This window comes from Corynebacterium pseudodiphtheriticum (assembly GCF_023509295.1).
Taxonomy (GTDB): domain Bacteria; phylum Actinomycetota; class Actinomycetes; order Mycobacteriales; family Mycobacteriaceae; genus Corynebacterium; species Corynebacterium pseudodiphtheriticum.
Map to the genome: position 1 here is coordinate 1930334 of NZ_CP091864.1, position 12482 is coordinate 1942815.

At 54.4% G+C, this 12482-nt stretch carries 13 protein-coding genes; 6 read left to right on the forward strand and 7 right to left on the reverse strand.

The window, feature by feature from the left end; translation table 11 throughout:
- Nucleotides 1–2 precede the first annotated feature (2 nt).
- The 6 genes from L9H78_RS08705 (at nt 3) to L9H78_RS08730 (ending at nt 3566) form a co-directional block, all read left to right on the forward strand.
- On the forward strand, nt 3–344 hold the full coding sequence (locus tag L9H78_RS08705; RefSeq protein WP_249619852.1) for an Asp23/Gls24 family envelope stress response protein: 342 nt from the start codon (nt 3–5) through the stop codon (nt 342–344).
- 20 nt (nt 345–364) lie between these two features.
- Entirely contained in the window at nt 365–553 is a 189-nt protein-coding gene (locus L9H78_RS08710) for a hypothetical protein (protein ID WP_021352949.1), read from the forward strand.
- Nucleotides 553–1944, forward strand: a complete 1392-nt coding sequence (locus L9H78_RS08715) for an Asp23/Gls24 family envelope stress response protein (RefSeq protein ID WP_249619853.1) — start codon at nt 553–555, stop codon at nt 1942–1944. Before L9H78_RS08710 ends, L9H78_RS08715 begins: the two co-directional genes overlap by 1 nt.
- The gene (locus L9H78_RS08720; RefSeq protein WP_249619854.1) at nt 1937–2494 is read left to right on the forward strand and encodes a DUF6286 domain-containing protein; all 558 of its coding nucleotides are present in this window, start codon (nt 1937–1939) and stop codon (nt 2492–2494) included. The genes L9H78_RS08715 and L9H78_RS08720 overlap by 8 nt, the downstream gene beginning before the upstream one ends.
- The gene (gene amaP, locus L9H78_RS08725; RefSeq protein ID WP_249619855.1) at nt 2491–3054 is read left to right on the forward strand and encodes an alkaline shock response membrane anchor protein AmaP; all 564 of its coding nucleotides are present in this window, start codon (nt 2491–2493) and stop codon (nt 3052–3054) included. Before L9H78_RS08720 ends, amaP begins: the two co-directional genes overlap by 4 nt.
- A 206-nt stretch (nt 3055–3260) precedes the next feature.
- Complete coding sequence (locus L9H78_RS08730) at nt 3261–3566, forward strand: hypothetical protein (protein ID WP_249619856.1); 306 nt, start codon at nt 3261–3263, stop codon at nt 3564–3566.
- 323 nt (nt 3567–3889) lie between these two features.
- Here L9H78_RS08730 and tuf read toward each other — a convergent pair whose 3' ends face one another.
- The 7 genes from tuf to L9H78_RS08765 form a co-directional block, all read right to left on the reverse strand.
- Nucleotides 3890–5080 (reverse strand): elongation factor Tu, encoded by a 1191-nt coding sequence (tuf, locus tag L9H78_RS08735; RefSeq protein WP_021352944.1) that lies wholly within the window; start codon nt 5078–5080, stop codon nt 3890–3892.
- A gap of 451 nt (nt 5081–5531) precedes the next feature.
- Nucleotides 5532–7664, reverse strand: coding sequence for an elongation factor G (gene fusA, locus L9H78_RS08740; protein WP_249619858.1), 2133 nt, complete (start codon nt 7662–7664; stop codon nt 5532–5534).
- Between the two features lie 297 nt (nt 7665–7961).
- Nucleotides 7962–8429, reverse strand: a complete 468-nt coding sequence (gene rpsG, locus L9H78_RS08745; RefSeq protein WP_021352942.1) for a 30S ribosomal protein S7 — start codon at nt 8427–8429, stop codon at nt 7962–7964.
- Nucleotides 8430–8435: 6 nt separating this feature from the next.
- The gene (rpsL, locus tag L9H78_RS08750; protein ID WP_018121319.1) at nt 8436–8804 is read right to left on the reverse strand and encodes a 30S ribosomal protein S12; all 369 of its coding nucleotides are present in this window, start codon (nt 8802–8804) and stop codon (nt 8436–8438) included.
- A gap of 453 nt (nt 8805–9257) precedes the next feature.
- Entirely contained in the window at nt 9258–10028 is a 771-nt protein-coding gene (locus L9H78_RS08755; protein WP_249620775.1) for an energy-coupling factor transporter transmembrane component T family protein, read from the reverse strand.
- A gap of 34 nt (nt 10029–10062) precedes the next feature.
- Nucleotides 10063–11475, reverse strand: coding sequence for an ABC transporter ATP-binding protein (locus L9H78_RS08760; RefSeq protein ID WP_249619859.1), 1413 nt, complete (start codon nt 11473–11475; stop codon nt 10063–10065).
- A 60-nt stretch (nt 11476–11535) separates the two neighbouring features.
- Nucleotides 11536–12159: an ECF transporter S component gene (locus L9H78_RS08765; protein ID WP_249617695.1), complete on the reverse strand. Its 624-nt coding sequence runs from the start codon at nt 12157–12159 to the stop codon at nt 11536–11538.
- Nucleotides 12160–12482 lie beyond the last annotated feature (323 nt).

Genomic DNA, 12482 nt, shown 5'->3' on the forward strand with positions numbered 1-12482 from the left:
AAATGGCCGCAACTCAAGCACCCCAGCTTGAGGTGGCGGATGCGCGATCCATCGCATCCAAAGTTAAAGATGTTCACGGGGTCGCTGGGCTACACTCCGGCCGTTTCGGCGAAGTCGCCCTGCTGTACCCCGGAGAACGCATTTCTGGCCTACGCCGCGTTTCTGGTGCAGGTGAACTACACATCGAAATTCACATCACCGCGGATTTCGCCGCGGGAGTGAATCTACACGATCTCGCATCTGACATCCGCGTTGTTGCTCAGAAAGCCTGCTCCATCGATCTAGGCCGCGTGGACGTGATCTTTTCTGATGCCACCGATAGCTCCACATCTACCCTGCAGTAAGACTTTTGAGGACGGGTTTTATGAACAACATTAGTTACACTTTGATTGGCGCGCTGGTCGGCATCGGTATAATGCTGCTGATCGCTATCACCGGATGGTACTCCCTTTGGGCTATCCCATTTGCACTGATCGGCGCCGCCATCGGCGCTCATTTCGATGGTCGTATCGATCTGACGAACATCTTCTCTTCGGGTAAAGGTCAGGGCTAATGGAAAAGCAGGATAAACCTGCGGCCACCACGGAATCACTTGCGAATTCTTCCCCCAGCGCCGTCGACAAGACCGAGCAGGCTCATAAGGCCGTCAAGTCTTCAGGTTCGTCGCAGGCTGCAGGCGTAACCACATACAAAACCCGCGTCGCCGAACACGTCGTTGAGCGCGCGATTTACCAAGTACCGGGCACCACTGACATCGACGGCGGCTTGTTGTCACGCAACTACCCAAGGTTTGATATCCGATTGGATCAAGAGCGCCAGGTCGCTTCGGTCGATGTTGTCATCGCCGTGGTTTGGCCATCTCCTGCGGTAAGGGTTGCTGCGGAAGTGCGCAAGGCTATTGCCGAAGCACTAGACATCTATATTGGATATGAAGCCACGCGGGTCAATGTCACAATCGGCGAAGCTGTACCGTCGAAGCAACGAATCAGCCGCGATGACGTCGAGGCTCGCTCCGAATTCACACCACGCGCAATTTCGGTCAATGAACTCGAAGTTGCGCATCCTCGCGTGACCTCAAAAACCCAGACCCTGCGGGAAATTGAAACGGCAGAAGCAGCTCCTTTGCGGGAGATAACGATCTCGTCTGAGTTTGCGGAACTCAATGCAGTTGAGACCCGTGAACTAGCTATCCGCAGAAAAGTAGAAACTCCCTGGCCAAAACCTCTCGGAGTTATCTCTGTGGATGATCCCAAGGAGCTCGTCCCCGTCTTTACACCGGAGGCAAGGCCCCTAGCCGAAATCACGGTGAACGAGTTACCGACTCCGCGAAAGGTGGAGGCACCGAAGTCTCGGGCACCATTTTCTCCTTCAGTACCGGAGCAAAAGAAGTTAAAGGCAATCTCGGTTCCGAAAAGACCCCCACTGCGTGAAATTTCCGTGCCGCAACCGGCTGCTTTACGGTCGGTTACCGTTGGTGAAATGCCAAGCGTTTCGGTACAAGCACCCAAACCTCAGCCACTGCGCGAAGTGGTTTCGCCGCAACCGCGGGAACTTATTGACGTCAATACACGGTCATTCGCTCTACGGTCAGTCGAAGTGCCAAGGAAACGGAAACTTCGCTCGGTTTCAGTGCCGAAACCACGCAAACCACGACCAGTAAACATTCGACGTAAAAAACTGCGAAAAATACGGCCGCCTAAACAACACGCATTGCGTGAAATAAACGTTGCGAGTTGGGGCCAGCCACGCAAGCCCGAGGTCCCCAAGGCCCGTGCTCTTCGCAAAGTACGGACGCCGATGAAACAACAACTGCGTAAGCCTTACGCACCTGCCGATCACCCGTTCCGACCGGTGACCGTTCCGAAACCAGCCCCATTGCGCGCCATCTACCGGAAAGACACAAAGGAAGTACTTCGAGATCTAAGAGGAGGCTCACGTGGCTAAACAAAAGGCTTATCGTGGCCAAGCACCAAAGGCATCACCGATCGCCCGTGGGCTTGCTGTGCTCCTTGGCCTACTTCTACTCGCGGTAGCCGGCGTAATGATCCGGGAAATCTGGTTCGTCTTACCGAATCAAGACCAACAGAGCTGGATTACACCAATTACGGACTTCTTCGGACAGAATGAGCTTCCCGAATGGATCGTATGGGTCGGCGCAGGCGCGATCGTGCTCGGAGTGCTGCTCCTGATTGTTGCCTTCAAACCACGTAGACAAACACACAGCACGCTAAACAGCAATGCGGCAGTCTGGGTACGTCCCGTGGATCTGGCTCGAGTCAGTTCTGCAACTGCGCAACAACTGCCTGGTGCGCGTTCCGCACATTCCAAGATTTCGCGAAAGAAGTTGCAAGTCATTGTCGAAGGAGATACCAACGACTCCTCGTTACCCCAGCGCGTAGAGGAAGCGATCAAAACTAAGCTTGCGTTCTTGCAACAACAGCCGAAGATCGAGGTTCGGGTCGAGGGTGACAGTTCTCAGGAGGGCGTATCATGAGCAAACTGACCGCATTCATTGACCGCTTCATATTCTTCTTGCTCGCGATTACGCTGATCCTCTTTGGACTCTGGCCAGTGTTAGCGTACTTCGATGTAGAGTTCGCGAAGGAGCTCGCACTCTGGCGCGACCCAGACGCTTGGCGGACCTTGCCAGACCAAGATTGGTATGAATACCTGCTCTGGGGCATCCTAGCGGGAACGATTATCATTGGTTTGTGGCTGATCATCATCAACTTACGCCGCCGGACCTTTTCGCAAGTTGGTTCTTCGGCCTCCGACGAAAAGGGCGATATTTCTATACACATTAGTCATATCGCGCAGGCAGTGGCAGCTCAGTTAGAGACAGACTCCGACGTGACCTCAGCGAAACAGAAGGTTTCTATCGACCGAAAACGGCCAACTATTGAGTTCACGATTAATGCGCGTCCAGAGGCCGATCTGAACAAGCTCAATGACATGATTGAAACGAGCGAGACAGATCTTCGTGATGCAATCGAAGATGTGGATATCGATACTGTCTACTTGCTGCACATGGACAAGGTAAGACCCGCCTACTAACGAAGACATCACGGCACGGAAGAGGCCGTTAGCGAGCAAAAGCTGCGCAGATACATTATTCAGCGTCGTCGAATTTGCGAGACTAAAGAAACCGCGTGTGGAAGCTTATTCCCGGCACGCGGTTTTCTTTTCGCCAAATACTAAAACCTGCCATTAGATGAGTGCAGGCTTATGATTTTTCCGAGTTTGTGCGTAGGCAACAACGTATGGCAGTTGGCAGCATAGACACTACCGGAACGTTAGTACTCACAGCTGGGGTAACGGAATATGCCGACGCTCCGATTTCGCTAGCGTGGATCATGGCCGGGGCGTTGTTACTCACGCCTATGGGGGCCTTCGCCTTCAATAATCGCACCCCTTCTGTCGCGCTGTTATTAGGCCTCGGCATGCTTATCGGCCCGTCTGTGCTAGACCTTGCAGCAGAAGAGACGATCATAGGAATGCTTAAAGAGCTAAGACTAGGCCCGACGAGTTCGGATTACTTTCTCCGTCGTGTGGCCATCGATACGTAGCCACAGTTTCAGAATCACTTATGTTTTCGATCCGCTGAGAAAAAGCATAGGTTACAAAATCGCAAGACCCTACTATAGCCAGAGAGCCTCCTGTCAACGGAGGTAAAGCAACAAGACTCCCCGTGGTCTCATTGTAGCACCGGGGCCACTACACCAACCGAATCGACGCGTAAACCGGGTAGATACGGCCAACCCTAGTGGACCTGCAACGTACAATCTGCAGCACCACGCAAAAAGCCGCTACCGAAAGTTCGGTAGCGGCTAAAAGGCGTCTAGCCTAGTGAACGCCATGGGCGTTGACACTACGCCAACAAGTCAAGGAATTAATCCAGGATCTTGTTAACGACACCAGCACCAACGGTACGGGAACCTTCGCGGATAGCGAAGCGCAGGCCCTCGTCCATAGCGACTGGCTGAATCAATTCGACGGACATGTCGACGTTGTCGCCAGGCATAACCATCTCGGTGCCCTCAGGCAGGGTAACAACACCGGTAACGTCGGTGGTGCGGAAGTAGAACTGAGGACGGTAGTTGTCGAAGAACGGGGTGTGGCGGCCGCCCTCGTCCTTGGAAAGAACATAGACGGAACCTTCGAACTTCTTGTGGGTGCTGTAAGCACCTGGAGCAACGATAACCTGTCCACGCTCAACGTCTTCACGCTTGGTACCGCGAAGCAGCAGACCAGCGTTGTCGCCAGCTTCGGTGTAGTCCAGCATCTTGCGGAACATCTCGATACCGGTGATGGTGGTCTTCTGGGACTTTTCCTTGATGCCGATGATCTCGACTTCTTCGTTGACCTTCAGGGAGCCACGCTCAACACGACCGGTGACAACGGTGCCACGACCGGTGATGGTGAAGATGTCCTCGATAGGCATCAAGAATGGCTTGTCGGTAGCACGGTCTGGATCAGGGATCGACTCGTCACAAGCATCCATCAGTTCAACGATGGCGTTAACCCACTTCTCTTCGCCTTCCAAGGCGCCGACAGCGGAGATGTGAACGATTGGAGCCTCTTCATCGAATTCCTGGTCAGCCAGCAATTCGCGGATCTCCATCTCGACGAGCTCGAGGATTTCCTCGTCGTCAACCATGTCGCACTTGTTCAGTGCAACCAGGATGTATGGAACGCCAACCTGGCGAGCCAGCAGAACGTGCTCGCGGGTCTGTGGCATTGGGCCGTCGGTAGCTGCAACAACCAAGATAGCGCCGTCCATCTGAGCGGCACCGGTAATCATGTTCTTGATGTAGTCAGCGTGACCTGGGGCGTCCACGTGCGCGTAGTGGCGCTTAGGAGTGGAGTACTCCACGTGGGAGATGTTGATGGTAATACCGCGCTCCTTCTCCTCAGGAGCCTTATCGATCATGTCGAACGCGAATGCCTGGTTTTCATCAGGGTACTTGTCCGACAGAACCTTGGTGATAGCTGCGGTGGTGGTGGTCTTGCCGTGGTCGACGTGTCCGATAGTGCCGATGTTCACATGCGGCTTCGTACGCTCGAACTTCTCCTTTGCCACTGTATGTCCTCCTGGACTTTATCGGTGGCTACGACCTTCGCAGCCACGTGGTTTGTTTAATTTGCCTACTAATTCGTCCGCGGAATAGTCACGGACATGCGGCAGGCAACGTCTGACAGGTGTGCCCGTTACCTGATCCTAGAATTATGGCAGAGATATATCAAGCCGTTCATACATATAGACGGCTCTAACCTCAGCATATCACTAGAAACAGTTTCCTTCGGGTAACGGCCGGCTCAACCCATTCGCTTGTGGTAAATCACGTTCTCGTTTACGCGAAAACAGACCCCAAATAGTGGTCTTCGATGCGAAGTGATGGGTTCAGCACGACCGCAACCCAGGCGATAACAGTACGCGGGCACAGTGCCCCTGGAGGTTAGTTTTTCGGTCCAGGGGCTAGCGAAACTGTCCGCCTCTCGGGCCCGAGCCCGAGTTCGAACTCATCGAAAGCTTAGTTCGAAGAGCCGCCAGTGCGTGCAGCAATAACCTCTTCGGCTACTGACTGTGGAACTTCACCGTAGGAGTCGAAAACCATGGTGTAGTTCGCGCGACCCTGGGTGCGGGAGCGCAGGTCGCCGACGTAGCCGAACATGGAAGACAGCGGAACGCGGGCCTTCACGACCTTGGCGCCAGAACGGTCGTCCATAGATTCAACCTGGCCACGACGTGCATTGATGTCACCGATGACGTCACCCATGAATTCTTCTGGGGTAACAACTTCAACGGCCATCAAAGGCTCCAGCAGAACTGGCTTCGCCTTAGCGACAGCTTCCTTCAGTACCTGGGAACCAGCCAACTTGAAGGCCATTTCGGAGGAGTCGACGTCGTGGTATGCGCCGTCTTCCAAGGTCGCCTTAATGTTGACCAACGGGTAACCAGCCAGGTAGCCGTACTGCATGGCGTCCTGGATACCAGCGTCGACAGATGGGATGTATTCCTTCGGAATACGCCCACCGGTGACCGCGTTCTCGAACTTGTACAGTGGGCTCTCGCCCTCTTCCAGTTCGCTCTCGTCTGGGGCGTATGGCTCGATGGAGACAACGACCTTCGCGAACTGACCGGAACCACCAGTCTGCTTCTTGTGGGTGTAATCCAGAGAAGCAACCGACTTGCGAATGGTTTCGCGGTAGGCAACCTGTGGGTTACCAATGTTCGCTTCGACCTTGAATTCACGCTTCATGCGGTCGACCAGAACGTCGAGGTGCAGCTCACCCATACCGCCGATGACGGTTTGGCCGGATTCTTCATCCAGCTTGACGGTAAAGGTTGGGTCCTCGTCGGCAAGACGCTGGATAGCGGTCGACAGCTTCTCCTGGTCGGCTTTGGTCTTTGGCTCGATGGCAACCTGGATAACTGGATCTGGGAAGTCCATGGATTCCAGGATGATCGGCTCATCCTTGGAACAAATGGTGTCACCGGTAGTGATGTCTTTCAGGCCGATGATCGCGTAGATGTTACCAGCTACTGCCTCGTCAACAGGGTTTTCCTTGTTGGCGTGCATCTGGAAGATCTTACCGATGCGCTGCTTCTTGCCCTTGGTCGAGTTGAGAACTTCGTTGCCTGGCTCGACGCGTCCCGAGTAGACGCGAACGAAGGTGAGCTGACCGAAAAATGGGTGAGCAGCAATCTTGAAGGCCAGACCGGAGAATGGTTCTTCAGCCGATGGCTTACGACGCATCTCAACATCTTCGTTGCCCATTTCGTGGCCAATGACTTCGCCAACGTCCATTGGGTTTGGCAAGAAATCAATGACAGCGTCCAGCAATGGCTGGACACCCTTATTGCGGTACGCAGTACCACAGTAGACCGGGTAGATTTCAGAGTTAACGACCAGCTTACGGATCTGTGCCTTCAACTCATCGAGGGAGATTTCCTCGCCACCGAAGTACTTTTCCATGAGTTCTTCATCAGTCTCAGCAACAGCTTCGACTAATTTCTCACGGTATTCTTCGGCCTTTTCTTGCAGGGCTGCAGGAATCTCAGTCAGCTGAGGTTCTGCTCCAACCTCGACCTTGCCAGGCCACATATAAGCCTTCATTTGCAGCAGGTCAACCACGCCGTCGAAATCGTCCTCAACGCCGATTGGGAGCTGCATAACGAGTGGCTTGGCACCCAAACGATCGATAATGGTCTGCACGGTGTAGTAGAAGTCTGCACCCAGCTTGTCCATCTTGTTCACGAAACAGATACGCGGAACGTCGTACTTCGCAGCCTGACGCCAAACCTGTTCGGACTGCGGTTCAACGCCTTCCTTGCCATCGAAAACAGCTACGGCGCCGTCGAGCACACGCAGGGAACGCTCAACCTCAACGGTGAAGTCCACGTGGCCTGGCGTGTCAATGATGTTGACCTGGTTGCCATTCCAGAAACAGGTAACAGCTGCGGAGGTAATGGTGATACCGCGCTCTTTTTCCTGCTCCATCCAGTCGGTGGTCGAACCACCGTCGTGAGTTTCACCAACCTTGCGGTTAATACCGGTATAGAACAAGATACGCTCGGTGGTGGTGGTTTTACCAGCATCGATGTGGGCCATGATGCCGATATTGCGAACCTTGTTTAGATCCTTAAGCACTTCTTGTGCCACAGTTTTACCCCATCAAAATAGTTGTTGCTGTAAATTTCCGCGCGATAGTCGCGTTAATTGCGATAATGCCACGAAAAGTTTCGTTTGGCAGCGTTTAGCCCTTATCGACGTCCTTCGCACGGTCTTGACCGAAGCTTTTATCGTCGATTTTGCATGAAGGCTGCTAAACAAATGACCCGTAATCCTCCAGGTTGGGCTGGCGCATTGCGGGTCAATCTGTCGTGTCCGGACTGCATTTGCTTCCCTGCCGAGGCATAACTCAATGTGGGGAGCTTCGCAGTCTGGTTAAACAGCGAATTACCAGCGGTAGTGGGCGAAAGCGCGGTTGGCTTCTGCCATCTTGTGAGTGTCTTCACGACGCTTGACGGAAGCACCCAAACCGTTGGAAGCATCCAAGATCTCATTAGCAAGACGCTCGATCATGGTGTTCTCGCGACGTTTACGGGTAAAGGTAACCAACCAACGCAGAGCCAGAGTGTTCGCACGGCTTGGGCGTACTTCTACTGGAACCTGGTATGTAGCGCCACCGACACGGCGGGAACGGACCTCGAGGTCAGGACGAATGTTGCCCAGTGCCTTCTCCAAGGTGCCCAATGGGTCAGTTCCGGTTTTTTCCTTGCACTTATCTAGAGCGCCATACACGATGCGTTCAGCGGTAGCTTTCTTACCATCGAGCAAGACCTTGTTGACCAGCTGGGATACCTGCTCCGACTGGTAGATCGGGTCTTTAACAACTGGACGCTTTGGAGCTTGATTCTTACGCATTGTTTATTACCCCTTCTTTGCGCCGTAACGGGAACGAGCCTGCTTACGGTCCTTAACGCCCTGGGTGTCAAGAGCGCCACGGACGATCTTGTAGCGAATACCTGGAAGGTCCTTTACACGTCCACCGCGCACCAGAACCATGGAGTGCTCCTGGAGGTTGTGGCCCTCACCTGGAATGTAGGCCGAAACCTCTACACCAGAGGTCAGACGAACACGAGCGAGCTTACGCAACGCCGAGTTTGGCTTCTTTGGGGTGGTGGTGTAGACGCGGGTGCAGACGCCACGACGCTGTGGGGAACCCTTCAGCGCTGCGGTTGCCACCTTCGACTTCTTATCGTGGCGGCCCTTGCGGACCAGCTGTTGAATAGTTGGCATAAACCAGTCTTTCTTGTCGGTTGAGTTTTCTTCACCTTTGTGGCGCCAGCCGGAGCTGGACTAGACAACGCATCCAAACACGCAAAAATCGGGGCTCTTTTCCGGGGCCCTTCCGCGTGTCCAGAACGTCTCCATTGACGTTTCTGCGCCAAGAAGATGATCAGACTTATCATCCCACCACATAAGTGAGACGAACCAACTAGTAGGCTAGCACTTCTCGAGCACGAGTTCAATCGACGGGGCTATCAATCCAGGACCACCCCTGCCACAGAAGATTGCCTCATTCCACCTATTTCTCCGAGCGCAACACTTTTCCGGCTTGGATTGGGCCCTCAACAGGCTTTCTCAGTGTATTTACTTAGCAACCGGCGTCGGCAAGCGTTGCACCAGCACCGTCCGAATGCATCCACCCCGCACAAAAAATACTGCCAGAACAGCGGAGACCTACGCAGATCAGAGACCAAACCAACGCCAACTTCCCACCATCACTGCGACCACTACCGGGATTGCGGCACACACGAGGGCAAGCCCCAGTGCCAGCCAGTCTGCGGTGTGCAAGCGCGACGGCCGCGCCCACGATCGGTGCTCCCCATAGAGCGGCCGGCAGCCAAACCCACGAGCTTCCATGGCGGTGGCGAGCTTGCCACCACGCCTTAAAGCCAGCACCAACAGGCCAAAAGCCATAGTGAAGAAATGGGCAGTTCTTTTCCGATCGCCCAAGCCACGGGCGCGACGAGCGCGATTCATCGCCACCCAATCGTCTTTGAACAGGCCGGTCATCCGTACACCTGCCACCGAACCAATGACAAAGCGGTCTGGGAAATGCAATATCTGTGCTAGCGCATCGCCCAAGCGTGTGGGGTCAATATTCCGGGCCAGCAAAATCACCGGGCTCGCCACCGCAAGGATGCGAATCATGATTGCAATGGCCAATTCAATGGAGTTGTCAGAGATCGTCATCAACCAAAACTCGAAATAGACCTCGCCACCTTCGGCACCATATAGCAGCATCGAGATGCCCGACAGCGGCGCAACCAACAGTAAAGGCCAAAGCGTGGCTACCAGTTTTTTCCATCCCACTCCCCCGATAAGAGCTGCCACGATGGTAATAGCCAACGAGACCGTCGCACTTAGCCAATCCAGGCTCAGCAACAACGGGGTGGTCACCAACAGCATGATGAAAATGCGGGTCAACGGGTTAATCTTCGGCGCTCCAGAAGGCATAAGCATTCCAGAGGGGATCTGCTCGGAAGCCATCTCACTTACCCCCTGTCGCTAACAACTCGACATGATTATCGCCCAGCGCGTTGCGGTAATTCGCATCGTGCGTCACTGAGGCCACGGTTACGCCTTCGTCAACCAAACCACGCACAATTGCGACCAGTTCGCCGAAGGTATGGGGATCTTGTCCGAAAGTCGGCTCATCGAAAAGCAATAGTTTCGGTGCAGCTATCAATGCGGTAGCCACAGAAAGGCGCCGTTTTTCTCCCCCAGACAATGTAAAAGGGTTTGCTTGTGCAAGATGAGACAGGGACAGCCGCTCCAACAACTCGTCATAACGACTCGCACCGACCTTCAATCCCATCACCTTCGGCCCCACTTGGACTTCTTCCAATACCGTGCGGGCGACAAATTGATGCTCCGGGTTCTGAAACACATATCCAATTCGCTGGGCCAGCTGACGAGACTTCCACTTCGCGACGTTGCCCCGCAGGCCATCGCGGATAGTATCTGCCAAATCAATCCGGCCCGAGGCAAGAGGCCGCAAGCCCGCCAGTGTCATCAGCAGCGTAGTCTTACCAGTACCATTAGCGCCGGTAAGCACCGTCGACGCATGCTCAGGCAGGTGCAGGCTGCGTGCAGGCAAATGAGCAGGTTGATCCGCTGCTATGACCTCATGCGCCGTGAGCGCTGCGGCATTGCTTGCTAACTTCGGCGCTGCCTCTGGGAGGTTTCCAATGCGGCGACGGTTTACGATGTCTTTGGCCGGTGCGTCGTCGACAAGTTTACCTGCAGAAAACTCCAGGCCACGCTCTAATAATGGCAGCCAAACGTCGTAATTATGCTCGACGACCAGCAATGTCGCTCCGGTGTGGTTTACGACGTTGGTTACCGCTTGCACCACGTCGCGCGCGCCTTCGGGGTCAAGATTCGCGGTTGGTTCGTCCAAAATGATGATGCCCGGACGCATGGCAATAACGCCCGCCAAAGCCAAGCGCTGCTTTTGGCCACCGGACAAGTGTGCAGTCGGATGGTCTAACGGGAGATTCAAACCCACCAATGGCAAGGCTTCGCGGACCCGGGACCAAATTTCAGAGCGCTCCAATCCTAGATTTTCGCAGCCAAATGCGACGTCGTCCCCCACGCGTGCAGCTATGACCTGCGAGTCCGGATCCTGCAATACCAGGCCCACTGGTGTCGAGGTGCCTGCAGCCTCTTTTCTACCGCTGGCATCTGCAAGCAACAACCGGCCAGATTCATCGCCTTCTTCATCACCGCCCAGTACACCAGCGATGGCAGCGACCAAAGTGGATTTCCCTGAACCGGAATTACCACAAATGAGCACACGTTCGCCGGCCGCAATCTCTAGGTTCAGATTGTCGATTGCTGGCTTCGCGCGCCCAGCATGCGTCCAGGTGTAATTAGCAATTTCGACCGCTGTTGCTGACATATCGATAAGGATGCGATTGGTCTCGATTGATGAAAAGCTAGTGTTGTTGGACCAGAACCTCTATGCGCGGTGCTCCCGACCAGCCGCGAAACGGTCGAGCGCACCCGTTTTCGCCAGTGACTTCATTAACGAAAAACCTAGAATGCCAGCCAGGATCGCACCCGAAATAGCAACACAGACGAGGTAGATAATGTTGAATTCCAGTGATTTTGCCAGGTTCGGAGAGAGGAACAATTCCAACGTCCAGGCGCCAACACCTGCCCCGATACCAGAAAGCGTGGCGACGACGATATTAAACTTGCGGTACGCAAAGAGAAGGAAGATTAATTCCGCACCCAACCCCTGTGCCAGACCGGAATAGAGGGTTTCCGGCCCCCATTGCGAACCCAGAGCTGCAGAAACGCTGGCCGCAAAAACTTCGACGAAGATCGCCGCACCCGGTTTCCGGATAATTAGTCCGCCCAGCACACCACCGAGTAGCCAAATGCCCACCGCCAGACCACCCAGCCCTGGCGTCAGATCATCCATAGCGGTAAACCACGCGTAACCGATGTTGTTCCAGACTACGAAGATGAATCCAGTCGCCACACCCAAGATGGCAACGATGACGATGTCAATCGGGCGCCAAGTCAGGCTACGTTTCGGTTGTGCTGTCGCGCGCGCGTTGGAGGAATGATCAGACATGGCTGCCTTTCTGAAATTCTAATGATCCTTTTAAGTTTCTAAGCCCGCTTTACGCTATACCCAAGGCTAAGTTTTTCCAAGCACTTATGGGAACAATCACCACACCCAGGTGGTGCACCACGCACTCACGGTCTTGGTCTGTCTGGAATGCCAGTAATTTCGGCTCTGCCCGCCCACAAGGCTCGCCCGAGTCTGGAAAGCAAACTCGATTTGGGCGCACAAAAGGCCCTACCCCAAGAAAGGGATAGGGCCTTGCAGAACGGCATAGGACTAGCACCGAGCGGCGATCATTGTCCTAATCCTGCGAGTCCTACTCCTGTGCA